This window comes from Streptomyces flaveolus (assembly GCF_044765825.1).
In the GTDB taxonomy this organism is placed as follows: Bacteria; Actinomycetota; Actinomycetes; order Streptomycetales; family Streptomycetaceae; genus Streptomyces; species Streptomyces flaveolus.
This window is the reverse complement of sequence record NZ_JBIWKU010000017.1, coordinates 104,489-123,910: the sequence shown is the minus strand read 5'-3', so window position 1 is coordinate 123,910 and position 19,422 is coordinate 104,489. Positions and strand designations below refer to the sequence as shown.

The window sequence follows — 19,422 nt, the reverse complement described above, 5'->3', positions numbered from 1 at the left end:
GTGGGGTCGACGGCAACTCGGGGGCGGCCGGGGCTTCGGAGGCACCCGGGACCGACCGGGCCAACCGGACTGCCGAGGTCACCGGAGCCGCCGGGGCTGCAGGGGTCGACGGCAACTCGGGGGCGGCCGGGGCTTCGGAGGCACCCGGGACCGACCGGGCCAACCGGACTGCCGAGGTCACCGGAGCCGCCGGGGCAGCCGGGGCCGCCAGCACCTCCGGGGCAGCCGGGGCTTCGGGGGCGCTCGCGACCGTCCGGGCCAACCGGACCGCCGAGGTGGCCGGGGCCGCCGGGGCCGCCGGGGCTGCGGGGGTCACCGGCACGTCGGAGGGCGCCGGGGCTGCCGTGGTGTCCGGGGCAGGCGGGGCTGTCTGCGGTGCCGCGACCCCCGCGGCCGGCGATGTGTTCTCCGCCGCCTTCGCTCCGCGGGGCGCCGGTACCGGCTGTGCCGCCAGATGGCTGGAGCCGTCCGGGTCCACCCGGAGTTGGACGACGCAGCCGATGCGCTCGTCGTGGATCGTGGCGAGGACGGGCCGGCCCGCGGTGAGGGCGAAGCGGTGGAGGCGGTTCAGGACGGCGTGCCGGATCTCCTCGCCGGGGGCGGCGACGACCAGGACGCCGTCGACCGAAGCGCCGCGCGCGTCACCGCCGGCCTCCGGTACGCGGACGTCGATCGGCGTCTCCGCGGGGGCGGGCGGGCGCTCGGCGCTTCGCTGGTCCCGCTGCCTGTCGCGGCCGAGTCGAGACATCGTCCCCCCACTCATAGGCGGCTTCCGTCGGCGGTTTCGCTTCCCTGCCGTCCAGAGCCTGTCATGCCTGTCGTTCACCTACCGTCGAGTCTCGCCGCTCGCTCGCGATTCTCACGTCACCACGGTGTCACAGGCTCGTGCCAGGAGGTCACGGACGCGCGGTGGGCCGCTCCGGGCGTCGTCGGCACCCCTGCCCGAGCGGCGCTCCGGTGTATCACCCTGGACAGAAGCATGCACACGCATATACTGCAAGTGCTGGTATTCCATGCACGCCGCACACCCCTGGGGGACCCATGAGCCGCCGCTTCCTCTTCCTGCTGGGCAGCAGCCGTCCCGACGGCAACACCGAGCTGCTGGCCCGCCGCGCCGCCGAACAGCTGCCCGCGGGCGTCGAGCAGCGATGGATCAGCCTGACCGAGCACCCGCTGCCCGAGTTCGAGGACCTGCGGCACGACAGCGACCACACCCGCCCCACCGAGGGCGACGAGGCCCTGCTGCTGGACGCCACGCTCGCCGCGACGGATCTCGTGATCGCCTCGCCGCTGTACTGGTACTCGCTGTCCGCCCCCGTCAAGCGCTACCTCGACCACTGGTCCGGCTGGCTGCGCACCCCCGGCCTCGACTTCAAGGCGACCCTGGCCGGCCGCACCCTCTGGGGCGTCACCGCGCTCGCGCACGAGGAGCAGGAGGTCGCCGACCCGCTGATCGGCAGCCTGAACAACTCGGCGGCGTACATGGGCATGCGCTTCGGCGGGGTCCTGCTCGGCAACGGCAGCAAGCCCGGCGACGTCCTGCGCGACACCGAGGCGCTGACCCGCGCCAAGACCTTCTTCGCCCAGGAGCCGCCGCTCGCCCGTTTCCCGTACGAGCGGACGGCCGCACCGGCTACGAGGTGATGTCCTTCGCCGTGAACCGCGCCCAGGCCGCCGAGCCGAACACCGCCGCGTACAGGGCCTGGAGGCCGAGGTTCTTCACCAGGTCGTCCCAGTAGACCGGCTCGCGCATCAGGTCGGCGAAGGACAGCCAGTAGTGCGAGAAGAAGTACGGCTGGAGGGCGTCCAGCTGGGGGATCTGGTCGAGGATCTGGACCGTGATCAGCAGCCCGACCGTGGTCGCCATCGCCGCGATGCCGCTGCCGGTCAGCGTCGAGACGAACAGGCCGAGCGCCGCCACGCCGACGAGCGAGGCGGCGACGACCAGGGCGATCAGCAGGGCCCGCCCCAGGCCCTCGGCGTACGTGATGCGGGTGCCCGAGATGGTGGTCAGGTCGCCGAGCGGGAACAGCAGCGCCCCGACCGCCAGCGCCGAGACGGCGACCACGAGGGTGGCCGCGAGGCAGAAGGCGATCACCGTCGCGTACTTGGTGAGCAGCAGGCGGGTGCGACCGGCCGGGGCGACCAGGAGGTAGCGCAGCGTGCCCGCGCTCGCCTCGCCCGCGATGGCGTCACCGGCGATGACGCCGATGGCCATGGGCAGGAAGAACGGGAGCGTCGCGGCCAGCGCGGTGAAGACCAGGAACAGTCCGTTGTTGCTGATCTGCGAGATGAACGCCGGCCCCTCGCCCCCGCCGCCCCGGCCCCCGCCGCCGAAGGACGAGCCGTCGCCCGTCTCGATCTTCACTGCGATCCCCACCAGGACCGGCACCGCGGCCAGCACGCCCAGCAGGGCGAGGGTGCGCCAGCGCCGGAAGGTGATCAGCAGCTCGCTGCGGAGCAGCCCGAAGGACCACAGGCGGCTCGGCGCGCGCACGACGCCCGCGTCCCCGTTCACCGCTTCCCCGGCCCGTGCCGCCCCGGCCGGTGACGCCTCAGCCCGCGACATCGAAGCCCTCCCCCGTCAGCGCCACGAACGCGTCCTCCAGCGAGGCCCGTTCCACTCCGAAGCCGCGGACGCGCACGCCGGCCGCGACCAGCGCGGCGTTCAGGTCGGCGAGGTCGCCGCCCGGCGGCTCCGCCGTCACCCGGTCCTCGGCGACGACCACGTCCCCGGCGCCCCGTTCCTTCAGCACCCGTGCCGCCTCCCCCGGGTCCGGCGTGGTCACCACCAGCCGGCCGCGCGCCCCGGCGGCCAGGTCGGCGACCGCGCCCTGGGTGATCAGCCGGCCCCGCGCCATCACGGCCGCGTGCGTGCACACCTGCTCGATCTCGTCCAGCAGGTGGGAGGAGAGGAAGACGGTCGTGCCGTCGGAGGCCAGTTCGCGCACGAGGGCGCGGATCTCGCGCATGCCCTGGGGGTCGAGCCCGTTGGTGGGCTCGTCCAGGACCAGCAGGCGGCGCGGCTGGAGCAGCGCCGCCGCCAGACCGAGGCGCTGCTTCATGCCGAGCGAGTACGCCTTCGCCTTCTTGCCGGCGGCCGCCGCGAGGCCCACCCGCTCCAGCGCCGCCCCGACGCGCTCGCGCCGGGTGCGCGGGTCGGCGGTCGGGTCGGCCGCGTCGTAGCGCAGGAGGTTGTCGCGGCCGGAGAGGAAGCCGTACAGGGCCGGGCCCTCGATGAGGGCGCCGACCTGGGGCAGTACGGCGCGGGCGGCGCGCGGCACGGGCCGGCCCAGCACCCGTGCCGTGCCCGAGGTCGGCTCGATCAGGCCCATCAGCATGCGGATGGTGGTGGTCTTGCCGGAGCCGTTGGGGCCGAGGAAGCCGAAGACGCTGCCCGCCGGGACGGTCAGGTCCAGGCCGTCGACGGCGAGTTGTCCGCCGCGGTAGCGCTTGGTGAGCGCGCGGGTGGCGATGACGGCCTCACCCACGCTCCCCCGGTCCGGGCCCTGCGGCTCGGCGGCGGACGGTTCACCCATCGGCTCCCTCTCCTCGTCGTGCGGGTACGGGCCGGGGCGCCCGGTCCCAGGGCCTGACGTTCGGATCATGCCGGCGTCGCGGGGCGGCTGACAGGCACTGTCTCTCTCAGCCGACCGGACCCGAACGACAGGCCCTACTGCGCGGCGTCGGCCGCCTTCACCAGCGCGTCCTTGGTGACCGCGCCGGCGTAGACCTTGCCGTCGTCCGTGATCAGGGCGTTGACCAGGCGGGTCTTGAAGACCGTGCCCGAGCCGAAGTCGCCCTTGACCTGGTCGCCGAGGGAGCCCAGGAAGCCGCCCAGGTCACCGCCCGCGGAGGCCGTGGGCAGGCCCTCGCCGCCGGTGTCGAAGGTGGCGATCGAGTTCCAGCCCTCGCCGATGACCTCGAGCCCGTCCAGGCCCTCGGCGAGGTCGCCGCCGGTCGTGTGACGCTGTCCGGGCGCCTGCTCCGGCGCCTTGGGCATCTCGTCGCCCTCGGTGACCTTCGCGCCCTTGGGCGGGGTGAAGTCGAACGTCGACGCGTCCGGCTTCGCGAAGCTGACCTGGGTGAAGCCCGCGTCCACGACGGCGGCGCCGCCGCTCGACGGGGTCAGCGTGAACTTCAGCGGCATGCCGGTCTTCGCGTCCACGGCCACGCTGATCGCACCGACCGTGGAACCGGACTGCCGGGGCTTGATCACCAGCCGGTACGCGTCCCGGCCTGCGACGTGCGCGGTGCCGTCGACGGTCACGGACGTGGTGTCGTCGACCGCCTTGAGCGCCTGCTCGGTGAAGTCCTTCGGGGTGGCCGGCGCCTTCTCGGCGGGCCGCCCGGCGCCTGCCTCCGCGGTGGAGTGGTAGACCTCGTTGGACTTGCTGTCGTAGCCCCAGACGTCCTTGCCGTCGTGGATCAGGCTGTACTCGGCGGCGTTCTCCAGCAGCGAGAGCTTCTGCCGGTCGGGGCCGTCGGCCGCGACGCGCAGTGTGTGGGTGCCGGTCACCAGGCCGGTGAGCTTGGCGGAGGGGTCCGCGGAGGAGCCCTCGTCGCCGCCGCCCGCGCCGGGGCCGCCGGACATCCCGGACATCAGGCCGCTCTCCAGGCCGCCGAGGTCCGGCAGTCCCAGGTCGGTGCTGATCCTGACGGTGCCGGAGAGCTGCTGGACGTCCGACCGGGCGATCTTCTCGATGAGCTGCTGGGCCGTCACCTCCGGCAGGTCCGGGTCACCGGAGTCGGCGAGCGCGGGGACGAGCCCGATCGTGGCGGCCGCCACGCCCATCACCGCGACCGGGACGACGTACCGCGCGGCCCTGCGCCGTCCGGCGCGCAGCTCCCCGCCCTCCCCGGTGGTCGTGTTGTCGTCGGAATCGATCGGTGCCATGTGTGCCCTACCTCCGTCGTCGGCGGCGGCTGTCTCGCGACCTCGCACTTGTTCACCCGTGAGCCGCCATTCTCACCCGAATCGGTGAGGAGTGGTGTTTTTCCGTGGTGTCCATCTGACCAAATCGGCCAGGGAGAAGCGTCAGACCGCGGGCTCAACTCCGCGTACTCCTGCGGGATGACACGGAGGCGGGGAACCTCCCCCGGCCCGTAGGGGGAGGGCGCGTCGCGCCGGGAGGGCGCGGTGCCGGCCGGGGGTCAGCCGGCCCGGTGCACCACCGCGTCGCACAGCTCGACCAGCGCGGCCTTCGCGTCGCACTCGCGCAGCGGGGCCAGCGCCGCCCGGGCGTCCTTCGCGTACCGGACGGTGTCCCGCCGCGCCTGTTCGAGCGCGGGGTGGGCGCGCAGCAGGCGCAGTGCCTCGGCGTGCCGCGCGTCGTCGCTCAGGTCGGAGTCCAGCAGCTCGCACAGGGCGAGGTCCTCGGCGAGCCCCAGCCGGGCCGCCCGTTCGCGCAGCCGCAGCACCGGGAGGGTCGGGATGCCCTCGCGCAGGTCCGTGCCGGGCGTCTTGCCCGACTCGTGGGAGTCGGAGGCGATGTCCAGGACGTCGTCCGCGAGCTGGAATGCGACGCCGAGCCGCTCGCCGTACTGGGTGAGCACGTCGACGACCGTCTCGTCGGCGCCGGACATCATCGCGCCGAACCGGCAGGAGACCGCGACCAGCGATCCCGTCTTGCCGCCGAGTACGTCGAGGTAGTGGTCGACCGGGTCCCGTCCGTCCTGGGGCCCCGCGGTCTCCAGGATCTGGCCGGTGACGAGCCGCTCGAACGCCAGGGCCTGCACCCGGACGGCCTCGGGGCCGAGGTCGGCGAGGATCTGGGAGGCACGGGCGAACAGGAAGTCGCCGGTGAGGACCGCGACCGAGTTGCCCCAGCGGGTGTTCGCGCTGGGCACTCCGCGGCGCACGGCGGCCTCGTCCATCACGTCGTCGTGGTACAGCGTGGCGAGGTGGGTCAGCTCGACGACCACGGCCGAGGGCACGATGCCGGGCGCGTAGGGGTCACCGAACCGGGAGGCGAGCATCACCAGCAGCGGCCGGAACCGCTTCCCCCCGGCCCGCACCAGGTGCTGGGCGGCCTCCGTGATGAACGGCACCTCACTCTTGGTTGCCTCAAGCAACCCTTCCTCGACGGCCGCCAATCCGGTCTGGACATCGGCTTCCAGAGCCTGGTCCCGCACGCTCAGCCCGAACGGCCCGACGACGGTCACGAGGGGTCTCCTGTCTGCTGGTGTCTACTGGCGATTACCTGGTTTGTCGATAGGTCGCTGCCACCACTCAAGTCAGCGTATCCGGTCACGTTTCGATCACCGCTAGCGCCCACCGTTACAGGCCGGTCGGTATCGGATCATGCACGGTATGTTTTTGATCAGGTGATATGAGCAGATATCGGTCGACATCGCCAGAGAGGCGCGCATCAGGACACGGCACGCCGGAAGCCGCCACCGAAGATCCCACCACTCCTCCCAACGGACCGCACCCCGAGAACGTCACCCGTTCGGCATCCGCGCCCCGCTCCGAACGGGTGCCCGCACGACACGACGGAACACCGGTCCGAGCCGTCGAGGGCCGGGCGCGGCACAGGACCCACACACCCGGCCGACAGCCCCGCCCCGGCTCCCCACCCAAACGGCCCGCCACCGGTGGACGGTTGGCCACCAGTTGGCCCTAATGCCCGATTTGCCGCCCTTGTTGAGGCCCGTGAGTTGGCTCACTCCACCGCGTCCGCCGACCCCCTCGCCGCACCTCCGCCGCGACCCCCGCCGGCCCTTTGCCCCGTAGGCGAGTTGAGCCTTGGCATTCGCAAAGGATCAAGTACCCCAAAACCCCCAGACCAAGGTCAACAGGCGCGTCGAGTGATTCCTGCACTTGTTCCGGACATGTGCTCTCGCATACGTTCCCGGCCTGTCAGGCGGACGCCGAATCCTGCCACCGCCCGACGCACAGTCATCCACCGAGACACTCGCAGGCAGGAGCGGGGGACCCAGGTAAGTCGCCGCGCCGGAAACCACCGGAGCGGCTCGGGGTGAAGCCGTGCCCGTCAGGGCGCGGCCGGGCACCTCCCCGCCCGAACCCGACAGCTCACCTCGCAGGCGTTGGAGAGGGACACACACATGCCTGCCATCGGTCAGAACCGTCACGCTCGAACCAGCCGCCTCGCCCGCAAGCTCGCCGTCGCCGGCACCGGCGCCGCCGTGCTCGCCCTGCCGCTCATCGGCGCCGCCACCGCGTCCGCCGCCACCCCGGCCGCCACGACCACCGCCGCCACCACGGCGACGACGGCGTACCCGGACAACCTCGACGGCTGGATCCGCGAGTCGCTGGACATCATGGCCCAGCACGGGATTCCCGGCTCGTACGACGGCATCCACCGCAACATCATGCGCGAGTCGTCCGGCAACCCGCTGGCCATCAACAACTGGGACATCAACGCGATCAACGGCACCCCGTCCAAGGGCCTGCTCCAGGTGATCGACCCGACCTTCCAGGCGTACCACGTCGCCGGCACCTCCTGGGACTCGTACGACCCGGTCGCCAACATCACCGCCGCCTGCAACTACGCGGCCGACCGCTACGGCTCGATCGACAACGTCTTCGGCGCGTACTGAGCCGACTCCGCAGCAGGACACAACCGGACCGACTGAGCTGTACCGGCGCACGCCGGGCGTGTCAGGAGGCTCCGAAGATCCGTTCGAGGACGACGGCCACGCCGTCGTCCTCGTTCGTCGTGGTGACCTCGTCCGCGACCGCCTTGAGTTCGGGGTGGGCGCCCGCCATGGCGACCCCGCGGGCCGCCCAGTGGAACATGGGGATGTCGTTGGGCATGTCCCCGAAGGCGATCGTCCGCCGCCGGCTCAGCCCCAGGTGTTCGGCGGCGAGCGCCAGACCGGTCGCCTTGGTGACACCGCACGGCTGGAGCTCCACCGTCCCCGGCCCCGACATCGTGACCGTCGCGAGCGAACCGACCACCGCGCGCGCCGTCGCCGCCAGCTCGTCGTCGGACAGGTCCGGGTGGCGCAGCAGCACCTTGCTGATCGGCGCGCTCCACAGCTCGTCGCGCCGCTCGACCCGCACCGCGGGCAGCGTCGGGTGGGGCATCAGATAACCCGGCTCGATGAGCGTCAGCCCGTCGACCCCGTCCTGGTCGACCGCGGCGTACACCTCCCCCACCTCCGCCTCGATCTTGCCGAGCGCGGTCTCCGCCAGTTCCCGGTCCAGGGTGACCGACCACAGCATCCGGTGGGCGCCGGCGTCGTACACCTGCGCGCCCTGCCCGCACACCGCGAGCCCCGTGCAGCCGAGGCCGTCGAGCAGGGAGCGGACCCTCGGTGCCGGGCGCCCCGTCACCACCAGGTGCCGCGCTCCGACCCGGGCCGCCCGTGCCAGCGCGGCCAGCGACCGGTCGGAGACGGTGTCGTCGCCGCGCAGCAGCGTTCCGTCGAGGTCGGTGGCGACGAGGGCATATGCGGTGCGGTCCATGATCAGAGAATACGGACACCGCACCTGTCCGACTCACCCACGACCGGATGCGCACGAGGACGTTCGCAGGTGTCCGAAACCTGACACAACATCGTCTAAAGGCAGTTAAAGGCCTGTGCACCAGTTGGCAACAACATGCTCTGCCTTCTACCCTCCGGGCTGCCCCGGGGGTACCTTCCTTTTGTCCAGGGGGGACTTGATCGGGGGGTCGGGTTGAACGGCGGACGTGTACGTGTGCTCAGGCCGGAGGAGCTGAGCGAGGGGGAACGGGAGCGCTGGCGCGCGCTGCGCGCCGCATCGAGGTCGCCACGCAATCCGTTCATGGAGCCGGAGTTCACCGACGTCGTGGGCCGGGTGCGGGCCGGGGCGCGGGTGGCGGTGCTGTACGAGGGCGGTGAGGCCGCCGGTTTCCTGCCGCACGAGCGCGGGCCGCTGGGCCAGGGCCGGGCGATCGGGCTCGGCGTCTCGGACTGCCAGGGCGCGGTGCTGCGGCCGGGTCTCGTCCCGGACACCCGCCAACTGCTGCGGGACTGCTCCCTGTCGAGCCTCGCCTTCGACAATCTGGAGGCCGAGCAGGGCCTGTTCGTACCGTACGCCGCCGAGGAGCACACCTCCTACGTCATCGACGTGGAGAAGGGGTACGAGGCGTACGAGAGCGTGCTGCGCGCCCAGTCCCCGAAGTTCCTGAAGACCACCCTCGCCAAGGAGCGCAGGCTCGGCCGGCAGGTCGGGGACGTGCGCTTCGTGTTCGACGAGCGTGAACCGGCCGCGCTGCGCACGCTCATGGAGTGGAAGTCGGCGCAGTACCGCAGGACGGGACGCCGGGACCGCTTCGCACAGGAGTGGATCACCCGGCTCGTCGGGCGGCTCGCCGAGACCCGGGCGCCCGAGTGCACGGGGACGCTGTCCGTGCTCTACGCCGGCGACCGGCCCGTCGCCGCCCACTTCGGGCTGCGCTCGGCGTCGGTCCTGGCCTGCTGGTTCCCGGCGTACGACCCGGACTTCGCGAAGTACTCGCCGGGGCTGGTGCTGCATCTGCGGATGGCCGAGGCCGCCGCCGCCGAGGGCATCGGCCTGCTCGACATGGGGCGGGGCGCGGCGGAGTACAAGGACTCGCTCAAGACCGGCGAACTGCCCGTGTACGAGGGAACGGCGACGCGCCCGGGGACGGGCGCCGCGCTGCAGTGGCTCGGCCGCGAGCCGGCCCGCCGCGCGCACAGCTTCGTGCGCGACCGGCCGCGGCTGGCGTCGCTGGCGGCACGCACGCTGAAGGGGGCAGCCCGGCTGCGCCGGTCGTGACGGAGGGGCAACCACAAGGGGGTGGGGCGCATGGCCGGAGCACGGCGTGCGCGGCAGGAGACACGGCAGGAGATCGAGAGGTTCCTGAGCACCGAGCCGGTGCAGGTCGCCGAGCTGGACCTCGGGGACGAGGAGGAGGCCGACCTCAGACCGGGGCCGGGGAGCCCGCCGGTGACGTCCGGCGCGGTGTTCGTCCTGGTCCGCAGGAGGGGCCGGCCCGTGGGCACGCTGCTCGGACGGGTGGCGCAGGGGGAGGATCCGACGCGGACGCTGGCCGGGCTCGCCCGGCGGCTGCACCCCGCGGCGCCACCCGCGCCGGTGTCCGGGCCCGCGTCCGCCCCGCCGCCCCGACCGCCGTCCGTCAGCGTCGTCGTCGCCACCCGGGAGCGCGCCGGGCAGCTCGCCCGCGCGCTCGACTCCCTGCTCGCGCAGGACCATCCGGACGCCGAGATCGTCGTCGTCGACAACGCCCCGGTGACCCACGAGACGCGGGAGCTGGTCGAGCGGAAGTACGCCGAGCGCGTGCGGTACGTGTGCGAGCCGGTCCCCGGACTCGCGATCGCCCACAACCGGGGCCTGGCCGCCGTGCGGGGCGAGGTCGTCGCCTTCACCGACGACGACGTGGTCGCCGACCCGCGCTGGCTCACCGAGCTGACCGCACCCTTCGCCGCCGACCCCCGCCTGGGCTGTGCCACGGGACTGATCCTGCCGGCACGGCTGCGCACCCCGGCCCAGGTGCTGCTGGAGAGCCACGGCGGCTTCGCGAAAGGCTTCACCCCGCGCACGTACGACCCGGAGCACCCGCCCGCCGACGAACCGCTGTTCCCGTTCACCGCGGGGCGCTTCGGCTCCGGCGCCAACATGGCCTTCCGTACGGCGGCGCTGCGTGCGGCCGGCGGTTTCGACCCGGCGACCGGCGCGGGCACACCCGCGCGGGGCGGCGACGACCTCTACGGCTTCGTGCGCGTCCTCGCCCAGGGCGGGCGGCTGCACTACACCCCGACGGCCCTGGTGTGGCACCACCACCGGGAGACCTGGCGGGACCTGGAGACCCAGGCGTACGGCTACGGCGCGGGACTCACCGCGTACCTCACGGCGATCCTGGTGAACCGGCCGGCGCTGCTGCCGGCGTTCCTGGCCCGGCTGCCGCGCGGGCTGGCCCACGCGCGCGTGCTGACCGCCGTCCGCGACACGGACGGCGGCGGCGCGCCGGGCGGCCACGACGAACGGACCCACCCGTGGCCACGGCGCCTGTCGCGATTGCAGCGGCGGGGGATGGTCTACGGGCCGGTGGGCTACCTGCGTGCGCGGTACGCCCTCCGGTCCGCTGTCAGGGGGACCGGACGATGACGACGGGCACCCGCGGCGGCGACACACCGGACGGCAGAGCGCGGGCGGGCGGTGACGTCATTCCCGTCTTCCTCTATCACGCGGTGATGGCGGATCCGCCCGACTGGATCGCCGAATTCACCGTCGCCCCGGAGGAGTTCGCCGCCCATCTCGACGCCGTCGTCGACAGCGGGCGCACGCCCGTCACCATCAGCGCGGTCGCCGACCACTTCGCCGGGCGGGCACCCCTGCCGCCCCGGCCCGTGCTGCTGACCTTCGACGACGGCTTCGCCGACCTGCCGGGCCCGACCGCCGAGGCGCTGGCCGACCGCGCGCTGCCCGCCACCGCCTACCTCACCACCGGGGCCGTCACCCCGGGCGGCCGCAGCCTGCTGCCGCCCGCCCCGATGATGACCCTGGGCGAGGCCGCGGAGCTGGAGCGCGCGGGTATGGAGATCGGCAGCCACACCGTCACCCACGCCCAGCTGGACACCTTGTCCGGCAAGGCCCTGGCGTACGAACTGCGCACGTCGAAGGACGTGCTGGAGGACGCCCTCGGCCACCCGGTCCGCCACCTCGCCTACCCGCACGGCTACAACAGCCCGCGGGTGAGGGCCATGTCGGCCCGCGCCGGCTACGAGACGGCCACCGCGGTGCGGCACGCGCTGAGCTCCGACCGCGACGAGCGGTACCGCATCGCCCGCCTCATCGTGCGCCGCGGGCACACCGTCGCCGACGTCCAGGCCTGGCTGACCGGCGACGGCGCCCGGGTCGCGCCGTACCCGGACGCGCCCAGGACCGTCGCGTGGCGGTGGTACCGGCGGGGCCGTGCGCTGCTCCGGGGGCCGGAGTTCGCCGGGTGACGAGGGGCGGTCCCGGTCACCCGTGCGGCTGGTTGAGGTACGGGTCACCGGCCGCCCCGCGCAGGGCGTCCCACGCCTGATCGCCCGCCACCGACAGGTCGCAGTGCGGTCCCGGGTCGCGGTAGTTCCACTGGAGGGCGGCCTTCACGCCCTCCAGGTCCTTGAGCACCCGGGGCACCTGCGCGTACCAGCCGGCCTGGCGGTCCGGCCGGTCGGGGTCGGACGCGGTGCCGAACTCCGACAGCATCAGCGGCTTGTCGCCGGAGATGTGCCGGCGGATCCAGTCGTGGCTGCTCTGCTGCGTCTGGGCGAAGGTCAGCCATTTCGCCTTGTGGCACAGGTAGTAGTTGTACTGGTTGTAGCCGATCCAGTCGACGTACTCGTCCCCGGGATACATGCGCCGGAACAGGTCGGCGTGGTCCAGGTAGCCGGTGATGATCCAGGTCCACACCACGTTGTCGACGCCCAGCGCGCGGAACCGGTCGTGGATGTGCCGGTAGGCCCTGACGTACTCGGCCGGGCTGCCGTTCTCCGGTGTGCGGGTGTCCATCTCCAGGTCGAAGGAGAGGAAGACCTTCTTGCCCGTGCGCTCGCCGTACTCCTTGATCCGGCGTGCCTGGACATCGATCACCGAGTCGTCCAGCTCGCCGTCGGCTATCCGCTTCCACGTGGGCTGCTGCCGTTTCGTGCCGCCCCACCACTTACTCTCCCAGGACAGCAGCAGCATCCGGTCCTCGCCGACGCGTTGCTCCTGCTCGGTGAGCAACTGGCCTTCCAGCCGGGTGCCGGTGACCGCGGACATGTCGTGGTACGTGTACACGATGTCGAGCCTGCGGCCCACCCGCTTCTCGTAGGCGTGGACTTTCTCGGCCAGGTCGGCCTTGTCGTGCGGCACGAAGGCACCGAACCAGGCCCCGCAGGGCGGTTCGAGCAGCGCGGTGGGGCGGCACTTCGGATCGCCGGCCGGGCCTGCCGGGCCGGAGGCGTCGCGCAGGGCGAGCACCGCGATCAGGACCGCGCAGGTGGCCGTGACCGAGATGATCAGCGACCGCCTCCTGCTCGTGCTTCTCGGCCTGCGGTGCTGACCGGTCGTCGTCGGTGTCGCGGAAGTGCGGCGAACGGGTCGGGCAAACCTCACGGAGCGGAACCCTTCCGTGTCCCGGCCACCGTCTCCCGTGCCGTGTCCGGCGCCGGGGAGGCGCGCAGGCGCGGGCACAGCGCGGCGAGCGTGGTCAGCATGGTCAGTGCGAGCAGCGTGCGGTCACCGCTGAAGGCGCGCGCCGCGATCAGCACCGTCGCGACGAGGACGGCGGCGCTCACGCTGAGCAGGACGGCCAGCATCAGCCGTTCCAGCAGGTCGGAGTGGCGTTCGAAGTCCGCGTCGTGCCGCTCCACGGGCCCTTGGGCACGGCGGGCGCGCATCGCGGGGCTGTAGATCCTGACCAGGGCGGCGCCCGGGCCGACGGCCAGGAAGAGCGCGACCGCCGCCCCGCGCAACGGCGACCCGTCGGGCAGGGCGAGCGCGGCGAGCGCCAGCCAGCCGCCGAACGCGGGCAGCATGCGGATCACCAGATCCTGCGGTGTCATGACTCGCTCCCTTCTCGGCTCACCGGCTCAGCCCGCCGGCTTCAGGACGTAGAGCACGCCGGCGCTGTTCTCCGCCACGCGGGCGAACCGCGGCGAGGCCGAGACGGACTCGCGGATCCGGGTCAACTGGGCACGGTCGAGCTGCCCGTTCATCTCCGAGTTCGCCATCTGTCCCTGGGTGAGCAGGAAGTAGGCCCGGGCCGGGCGCTCCACGCCGGCCATGTCGCGGGCGAGCGTGCCAGCCGGGTCCCGCACGATCTCGTCGACGTGACGCCGGGCGTCGTCGAGGAACCAGTAGTGGTCGACGCGCCAGTACTCCTCGTAGGCGAGCGGGTAGTTGCGGTTGGCGGCGACGACCAGGGAGCCGTCGGGCGCCTGGTCGAAGAGCCGCTGGACGAGGGCCACCTCCCGGGGCGGGAAGTAGTTGACGCGGTCCTTGCCGGAGTAGCTCGGTACGAACGCGAGCGTTCCCGCGAGCAGGGCGAGCAGCGGCGCCCACACGGCGGGGCGCAGGGCTGGGCGAGCGATCGGGCGCCGGGTGGCGGCGGCCCGGCCTGTGCCGGGCTCCCCGGCGGAGGCGTCGGCGGTCTCGGCGGCCAGGGTGCGCACCTTGGGCAGGAGCGCGGCGGCGGCGAAGAAGGCGGCACCCGGCAGCATGAACATCAGCACCCGGAAGATCATTTCGCTGCCGTAGCTGCTCGCCGCGAACATCGGCAGCGGGGCCGCGGCGAGCAGCAGCAGCGGCAGTGCCCGGCGCCTCAGCACCCGCTGGCGCAGCACCCCGGCCAGCGCAAGGAGCAGGACGGATCCCGACAGCAGCCGGGCCGCCCAGGAGGTCGCCACCGCGCCGGTGCCGGTGGGTGTGGCCCCGTACCCGGTCTCGACGTTGGCGCCGATGTCGCCGATGGAGCGGATCATGTCCGGCATCGCGGCGGACAGGAACGGCAGCGCGGCGGTGAGACACCACGCCAGGAAGATCACGACCGCGGTGATCACCGGGGCCCAGTCGCGGTAGCGGCGCGTGCAGGCCAGGGCGACTAGGGAGACGACGAGCATGCCCGGCGTGAGCTGGTGCGAGACGACGACGGCCGTGACCAGCACGGTGATCAGCACCGTCCACACCGCCTGCCCCTGCCGCCCCGGCCGCCCGCCGGACCTGGCGTACCGGCGCAGGACGACGGCCAGGACACCCAGGTGCAGGGCGAAGGCGACGGACTGGGGGGAGAAGTAGTCCTGGCCCACCCAGTTGGCGACGAAGAACAGCCACACAGCCGTCCAGATCAGCCTGCGGTCCTGGGTGAAGGTGCGGTAGATCAGCAGCAGGGGGAGCAGCAGCATCAGACTGGAGACCAGCGGCCACCACGCCATGTACATCGCGGCGTTGTCCACACCCAGCAGCCGCACCAGCGCGGCCTGGGCGGCGAAGAAGCCGGGCCACTGGTCGTAGACGGCCATGTCACCGAGCTGGTCGGCGCCCTGGAGCCCGCCGGAGGTGAGCAGGTGGCCGATCACCGCGTCGTGCTTCCACGCCCAGGCGTACAGCGGGGTCGGATAGAGCACGGCCTGCGTGGCCCGCTCCATCACCAGCAGCCCGAGGACGTACGCGAACGACCAACTGTTCCCGCGGCGCGGGTCGCGGACCGTGAACCAGAAGCCGGTGGTGAGCACCACGAGAGAGGCCCAGAAGGCCGGGTGCAGGGCGGTGACCAGTCCGTAGTCGTCGAGGCGGGACACGTCGGTGTGCCGCATCGCGAAGACCCACAGGGCGAGCGCGACGAGCAGGGCGCCGGCGGGCAGGGCGGCGCCGGCGGCGCGCACCCGCCAGGCGGCGGGCTCCGGTCCGGCGAGGTCCCGCGCGGGCGGCTCCGGCGGCTCGGGGGCGGCGCCGCGCTCCGGACGCGCGGACACGTCGTCCGAGGTCGTGGCGGCCGACTCCTGCGAGCCGCGGGAGACCGTCCCGGGCTCGGCAGCCGCCCCGCTCAGCGGCGTGTCCGGGCTCGGCGCGTCCGTTCCCTGCCCGGGCAAGGGCTCTGGTGCTGATCTCTCCCGTGGAGTTGCTGGCGGACGCACGACGGTTCCCCCCTGGCGGTTCGGCTCTGTGCTCGATCAGTCCCTGGACATGTCGTTCGGTCTGCGGCGGTGCGCGAGTCGGATCACAGCGGCCGGACGGCGCAGTGACAGGAGCAGGACGGCGAGGACGACCAGCACAAGCAGCGGCGGAGCGGCCGGCGCGAGTTCCTGCCGCCAGATCCAGCCCGCCACGGCGGCGAGATACAGCACCCCCCAGCGGCCCTGCCACGACAGCCGTCCGCCGGCCTTCGCGAGCAGCGGCCACAGCGCCACCAGACACAGCAACTGCAGGACGAGCGGCGCCCAGCGCAGAAGGGGTCCCGGACCGTCCAAGCCCACCGCTTCCGCCAGAAATCCGGCCATCCTCCTGTACCACGCCCCCTCGACCGGCTGCGGTTCCCTGCCGAGGGCGACGGGTGCGGCGTACAGGGCGAGTACGGCAGAGCCCAGCGCGGCGCCGGGCAGCCAGGGGCCCTGCCGGGTGTACAGCGTCACGGACGCCGCGAAACCCACGAGCAGCAGCGCCCCCGCGACCAGCGCCGCCGGTGGCAGCCCCCGCAGCAGTTCCCGTCCGGTGAGCCCGGCCGGAGCGCCGGACCCGTCCCCCAGCCACGGCAGCCCGCGCAACGCGAACCAGTAGACCGCGGTGGCGGCGCCCAGCAGCAGCCACAGCCCGATCCCCAGGCGCCGCTGCGTGCCGGCGTCCTCGTACGTCTCGACGACGGCGTCGGCGGGGGCCGCTTCGAGGTCCGGTTCGGGGTCCGGTTCGTCGGCCGGACCGTAGGCGGACGCGGCACCGGGCTGCCGGGGCGGCCGCACGACCAGGGCCAGCGTGTCCGCCTGCAACGCCTCGCGTTCGTAACCGGGACGGCCGATGAACAAGGTGGCCGTGTCGCCGTCGGCGTCCTTCTCCTCGTCGGCGGCCCGGCGCGCCCAGTTCGTGCCGTACCCGGCGGTCGCGTTCAGCCGCGCCCAACTGGTGCCGTAGTCGGGGCCGTCGGAGTCCCGGCCGCCGCCACGCGGTCTCCTGCCGCCGGTGCCGTCGCCGCCGCGCAGGGCGGACCGCAGACCGGGCGCGCAGCCCACGGCGACCAGCGTCATGCTCAGCAGCACCGCCCAGCCGGCGCCCGCGATCCCGGACGGGGTGAACAGCGCGGCCGCGCTGCCCAGGACGAGGGTGCACATGACGCCCTGCACGGCGGCGAGCACGCCGGTGCGTCCCTGGACGCGCAGCACGCCGATGTACAGCTCGACGACGATCCTCGGCAGCGCGCCGAGGGCGAGCAGCCGCAGCACGGTGGAGCCGTGCTCGGCGTAGTCCGCGTCGAAGGGGGCGAGGATCTGCGGGGCGAAGACGACCAGGACCAGCACGACCGGCACCAGCAGCAGCGTCATGCGGCGCAGCGCCCCGCGGACGCCGTCGGCGAGGCGGCGGGGGTCGTGCGAGGCGTGCGCGGTGAGCGAGGAGGCCATGTTGATGGCCATGAACTCCATCGTGCCGCCGACCGTGTACGCCACGTAGAAGAAGCCGTTCTCCGCGGCGCTGAAGCGGACCGCGACCATCACCGGCAGCAGGTTGATCATCGCCAGGCTGAACAGCGCGCCCAGCGAGTCCCCCGCCAGGAAGCGGCCCATCTCGCGGGCCTTCGGCGGCTCCACGTCGTGGTCGGCGGCGGCCTGGCGCGGGATGAGCCTGCGGAAGATCAGCCAGCCGAGCGGCAGGGTGGAGAAGGCGATGGCCACGGCCCAGGACACGAAGATGCCGAGCACCGGCAGCGCGGAGGCGAAGACGGCCAGCAGGATCAGCTTGCCGACCGAGAACACCGCGTTCCCGACCGGCACCCACTCGGCCTTGCGCAGTCCGGTCAGCACCCCGTCCTGGAGGGTGAGCAACGCCCAGGCCACGCAGGCGGCGACGAACAGGGCGCCCGCCGCGGGGGTGCCGAGCGGCGCGTACGAGGCGCCCCACAGGTCCAGGGTGAGCAGGAAGACCACGGCGGCCACGACCACGACCACCGAACTGGCCACATACGCACGCCGCACCAGGGGCCCGGTCGCCCGTCCGGCGCGCGGCACGAAGCGGACGACGGCGCCGATCATCGTGGTCGCCGTGATGCTGGCGAGCAGCCGCATGGCGGCGATGGCGGCCGAGCCCTGGCCGACGGCCTCCTCCGAGTAGTAGCGGGCGGCCACGAGCCAGAAGCCGAGGCCGAGCACGGCGGAGACGCCGGTGCTGAGCATGAGGAAGTAGGCGTTCTTGAACAGCGAGTCGGAGCCCTGCACGCTCCCCGGCGGTCCCTGGTCGCCGCCCGCGGGTGCCGCGGCGGCCTCGTGCACCCGCGTCTCAGCCACGGGACGGTCCCGCCCCCTCCGGCGCCTCGGCAGGCCGCGCCCCGGACTCCTCCAGCACCCGGACGACCGCGCGGGCGCGCAGCGGATCCACGGGCAGCGCGTGCCGCGCGAACCAGCGGGCCCCCTCGGGGCTGGGCGAGAGGTCGGTGAACTCCGCGCCCGCGTAGTCGTCCAGCGGCGGGTCGTAGAGGTAGCCGACGACGATGCCCCGCCGGGCCAGCGCCCCGATCGCCGCGTCCCGGTCCGCCACGAACAGCGGCACCCGGAACAACGGCTGCGTCCCGTCCGGCCGCCGGCCGCCGGCCGGGTGCGCCCAGCGGGTCGACAGCAGCAGGTCCGTGCCCGCCCGGCAGCCCGCGAGCACGTCGTCCAGCCGGTCGAGTCTGCGCCCGACGCGCCCGAGCCGGAACCGGCCGGACCGCAGACGGTAGTCGTGCATGTCGACGCGGACCCACGGGTCGTGCGCCTCCAGGTCCGGTGCCGAGGCGACCGCCCGGGCCAGCTCGCCGGGCCTGAGCGGCATCCGGATGTCCTCGCGCTCCATCTTCCCCAGGAGCCGCAGCGTGGCCCAGGCCGCCCGTCTCAGCCGCAGACCGCGCACGGCCGCCTCCGCGTACGGCCGTACGGCGTAGGCGGCCTCGGCCGTGGTCCGGCGCGGCAGCAGCAGGTCGTCGCAGGACTTCGCCAGCGCCTCCCGCAGCCCCGGGTCGGCGACCGAGAGGATCCCGCCGGCCTTGGCGCCGACGTGCTTGGACAGGCTGAACACGGACGCGTCGCCCCACGTGCCGACGGGCCGCCCGCCCACCTCGCTGCCGATGGCGTGCGCCGCGTCCTCGAACAGCGGGATGCCGAGCGCGTCGCAGCGCTCCCTCAGCCGGGGTGCCGGGTCCGGGTTGCCGTACAGATTGGTCGTCAGTACGGCGGACAGGGAACCCCACACCTCCTCGGGCACGGCGTCGACGTCGATGGACGCGTCCAGCGGATTCAGCGGCGCCTGCACCGGCCGCAGCCCGGCGGCGAGGACGACGAAGAAGATGACGTCGTCGTTGACCGGCGACATCAGCACCCGGCCGCCCGGCGGGCACCAGTGACGCAGTGCCGCGTACAGCCCGAAACGGCACGACGGTACGTAGACGCATTCCCGGCCGAGTCGGCTGCGCATGGTCTCTTCGAGCCGCTCTCTCGGCTGCGAACCAGACCGCGCCGGACCCGGACCGGCCTCCCCTGTGGCCATCCGTCCCCCTGTTGTGCCATCGGAACGCCCCCTCCCCGAGGCCTTCCGGCACCCGCCCAGAGTCGCCCCGTTCGCACCGCTCCGTCAAGATTGCGTTCCGGCCTGTGGACAACTTCCCGCACACGGACGGTGGCGGAGCGCCACGTCCCGGCCCGCTCCCGCGGGCGGAGCGGGCCGCCCCACGGGCCGCTCTTCTCGCCGCCCGCCCCGGCGCCGGGCCACTCGCCGCACGTCAGCCCGCCTGTCCGCGCCAT

The 19,422-nt window shown here is 73.3% G+C and carries 15 protein-coding genes, 1 pseudogene and 1 riboswitch; of the genes and pseudogenes, 5 read left to right on the top strand and 11 right to left on the bottom strand.

Annotated features, from left to right (window positions below; all coding sequences use genetic code 11):
• Nucleotides 1-748: pseudogene (locus ACIRG6_RS35835) on the bottom strand (tetratricopeptide repeat protein); the annotation flags it as partial.
• 293 nt (nt 749-1,041) lie between these two features.
• Here ACIRG6_RS35835 and ACIRG6_RS35830 point away from each other — a divergent pair.
• Complete coding sequence (locus ACIRG6_RS35830; protein WP_364681850.1) at nt 1,042-1,644, top strand: flavodoxin family protein; 603 nt, start codon at nt 1,042-1,044, stop codon at nt 1,642-1,644.
• Here ACIRG6_RS35830 and ACIRG6_RS35825 read toward each other — a convergent pair.
• The 4 genes from ACIRG6_RS35825 to ACIRG6_RS35810 all read right to left on the bottom strand — a co-directional run bounded on the left by ACIRG6_RS35825 (nt 1,634) and on the right by ACIRG6_RS35810 (nt 6,165).
• Nucleotides 1,634-2,569 (bottom strand): ABC transporter permease, encoded by a 936-nt coding sequence (locus ACIRG6_RS35825; protein ID WP_364681852.1) that lies wholly within the window; start codon nt 2,567-2,569, stop codon nt 1,634-1,636. The genes ACIRG6_RS35830 and ACIRG6_RS35825 overlap by 11 nt on opposite strands.
• The gene (locus ACIRG6_RS35820) at nt 2,556-3,539 is read right to left on the bottom strand and encodes an ABC transporter ATP-binding protein (RefSeq protein ID WP_364681854.1); all 984 of its coding nucleotides are present in this window, start codon (nt 3,537-3,539) and stop codon (nt 2,556-2,558) included. Before ACIRG6_RS35820 ends, ACIRG6_RS35825 begins: the two co-directional genes overlap by 14 nt.
• A 134-nt stretch (nt 3,540-3,673) precedes the next feature.
• Nucleotides 3,674-4,897, bottom strand: coding sequence for a LolA family protein (locus ACIRG6_RS35815; protein WP_403326027.1), 1,224 nt, complete (start codon nt 4,895-4,897; stop codon nt 3,674-3,676).
• 257 nt (nt 4,898-5,154) lie between these two features.
• Nucleotides 5,155-6,165 (bottom strand): polyprenyl synthetase family protein, encoded by a 1,011-nt coding sequence (locus ACIRG6_RS35810; RefSeq protein ID WP_189233770.1) that lies wholly within the window; start codon nt 6,163-6,165, stop codon nt 5,155-5,157.
• Nucleotides 6,166-6,896: 731 nt separating this feature from the next.
• Nucleotides 6,897-7,065: riboswitch (cyclic di-AMP (ydaO/yuaA leader) on the top strand.
• Between the two features lie 3 nt (nt 7,066-7,068).
• On the opposite strand from ACIRG6_RS35810, the gene ACIRG6_RS35805 reads away from it, so the two are divergent.
• Nucleotides 7,069-7,563 carry a transglycosylase SLT domain-containing protein gene (locus ACIRG6_RS35805; protein WP_350721035.1) on the top strand — a complete coding sequence of 165 codons (495 nt, stop codon included), beginning with the start codon at nt 7,069-7,071 and terminating at the stop codon, nt 7,561-7,563.
• Nucleotides 7,564-7,624: 61 nt separating this feature from the next.
• Here the strand turns inward: ACIRG6_RS35805 and ACIRG6_RS35800 are convergent, their stop codons facing one another.
• Nucleotides 7,625-8,434, bottom strand: a complete 810-nt coding sequence (locus ACIRG6_RS35800) for an HAD family hydrolase (RefSeq protein ID WP_364681859.1) — start codon at nt 8,432-8,434, stop codon at nt 7,625-7,627.
• 234 nt (nt 8,435-8,668) lie between these two features.
• Here ACIRG6_RS35800 and ACIRG6_RS35795 point away from each other — a divergent pair, with 234 nt between their 5' ends.
• The 3 genes from ACIRG6_RS35795 to ACIRG6_RS35785 all read left to right on the top strand — a co-directional run bounded on the left by ACIRG6_RS35795 (nt 8,669) and on the right by ACIRG6_RS35785 (nt 11,925).
• Nucleotides 8,669-9,733, top strand: coding sequence for a GNAT family N-acetyltransferase (locus ACIRG6_RS35795; RefSeq protein ID WP_364681861.1), 1,065 nt, complete (start codon nt 8,669-8,671; stop codon nt 9,731-9,733).
• Between the two features lie 30 nt (nt 9,734-9,763).
• A complete protein-coding gene (locus tag ACIRG6_RS35790; protein WP_364681863.1) occupies nt 9,764-11,083 on the top strand; it encodes a glycosyltransferase in 1,320 nt (439 codons plus the stop codon).
• A gap of 86 nt (nt 11,084-11,169) precedes the next feature.
• Nucleotides 11,170-11,925: a polysaccharide deacetylase family protein gene (locus ACIRG6_RS35785; RefSeq protein ID WP_364681969.1), complete on the top strand. Its 756-nt coding sequence runs from the start codon at nt 11,170-11,172 to the stop codon at nt 11,923-11,925.
• Between the two features lie 16 nt (nt 11,926-11,941).
• On the opposite strand, the gene ACIRG6_RS35780 is transcribed toward ACIRG6_RS35785, so the two are convergent.
• The 5 genes from ACIRG6_RS35780 to ACIRG6_RS35760 form a co-directional block, all read right to left on the bottom strand.
• The gene (locus ACIRG6_RS35780) at nt 11,942-13,063 is read right to left on the bottom strand and encodes a glycosyl hydrolase (protein ID WP_350721028.1); all 1,122 of its coding nucleotides are present in this window, start codon (nt 13,061-13,063) and stop codon (nt 11,942-11,944) included.
• Entirely contained in the window at nt 13,060-13,512 is a 453-nt protein-coding gene (locus ACIRG6_RS35775; protein ID WP_364681865.1) for a hypothetical protein, read from the bottom strand. The genes ACIRG6_RS35780 and ACIRG6_RS35775 overlap by 4 nt, the downstream gene beginning before the upstream one ends.
• A gap of 27 nt (nt 13,513-13,539) precedes the next feature.
• Entirely contained in the window at nt 13,540-15,330 is a 1,791-nt protein-coding gene (locus ACIRG6_RS35770) for a glycosyltransferase (protein WP_403326044.1), read from the bottom strand.
• Between the two features lie 288 nt (nt 15,331-15,618).
• Complete coding sequence (locus ACIRG6_RS35765; protein ID WP_365022027.1) at nt 15,619-17,934, bottom strand: lipopolysaccharide biosynthesis protein; 2,316 nt, start codon at nt 17,932-17,934, stop codon at nt 15,619-15,621.
• Nucleotides 17,927-19,168, bottom strand: a complete 1,242-nt coding sequence (locus ACIRG6_RS35760; RefSeq protein WP_365022029.1) for a DegT/DnrJ/EryC1/StrS family aminotransferase — start codon at nt 19,166-19,168, stop codon at nt 17,927-17,929. The genes ACIRG6_RS35765 and ACIRG6_RS35760 overlap by 8 nt, the downstream gene beginning before the upstream one ends.
• Nucleotides 19,169-19,422 lie beyond the last annotated feature (254 nt).

Excerpts from the sequence above, each read along its gene's own strand:
- ACIRG6_RS35830 (WP_364681850.1), top strand. The coding sequence starts at position 1,042 with ATGAGCCGCCGCTTCCTCTTCCTGCTGGGCAGCAGCCGTCCCGACGGC.
- ACIRG6_RS35825 (WP_364681852.1), bottom strand. The coding sequence starts at position 2,569 with ATGTCGCGGGCTGAGGCGTCACCGGCCGGGGCGGCACGGGCCGGGGAA.
- ACIRG6_RS35820 (WP_364681854.1), bottom strand. The coding sequence starts at position 3,539 with ATGGGTGAACCGTCCGCCGCCGAGCCGCAGGGCCCGGACCGGGGGAGC.
- ACIRG6_RS35815 (WP_403326027.1), bottom strand. The coding sequence starts at position 4,897 with ATGGCACCGATCGATTCCGACGACAACACGACCACCGGGGAGGGCGGG.
- ACIRG6_RS35805 (WP_350721035.1), top strand. The coding sequence starts at position 7,069 with ATGCCTGCCATCGGTCAGAACCGTCACGCTCGAACCAGCCGCCTCGCC.
- ACIRG6_RS35800 (WP_364681859.1), bottom strand. The coding sequence starts at position 8,434 with ATGGACCGCACCGCATATGCCCTCGTCGCCACCGACCTCGACGGAACG.
- ACIRG6_RS35790 (WP_364681863.1), top strand. The coding sequence starts at position 9,764 with ATGGCCGGAGCACGGCGTGCGCGGCAGGAGACACGGCAGGAGATCGAG.
- ACIRG6_RS35785 (WP_364681969.1), top strand. The coding sequence starts at position 11,170 with ATGGCGGATCCGCCCGACTGGATCGCCGAATTCACCGTCGCCCCGGAG.
- ACIRG6_RS35775 (WP_364681865.1), bottom strand. The coding sequence starts at position 13,512 with ATGACACCGCAGGATCTGGTGATCCGCATGCTGCCCGCGTTCGGCGGC.
- ACIRG6_RS35760 (WP_365022029.1), bottom strand. The coding sequence starts at position 19,168 with ATGGCCACAGGGGAGGCCGGTCCGGGTCCGGCGCGGTCTGGTTCGCAG.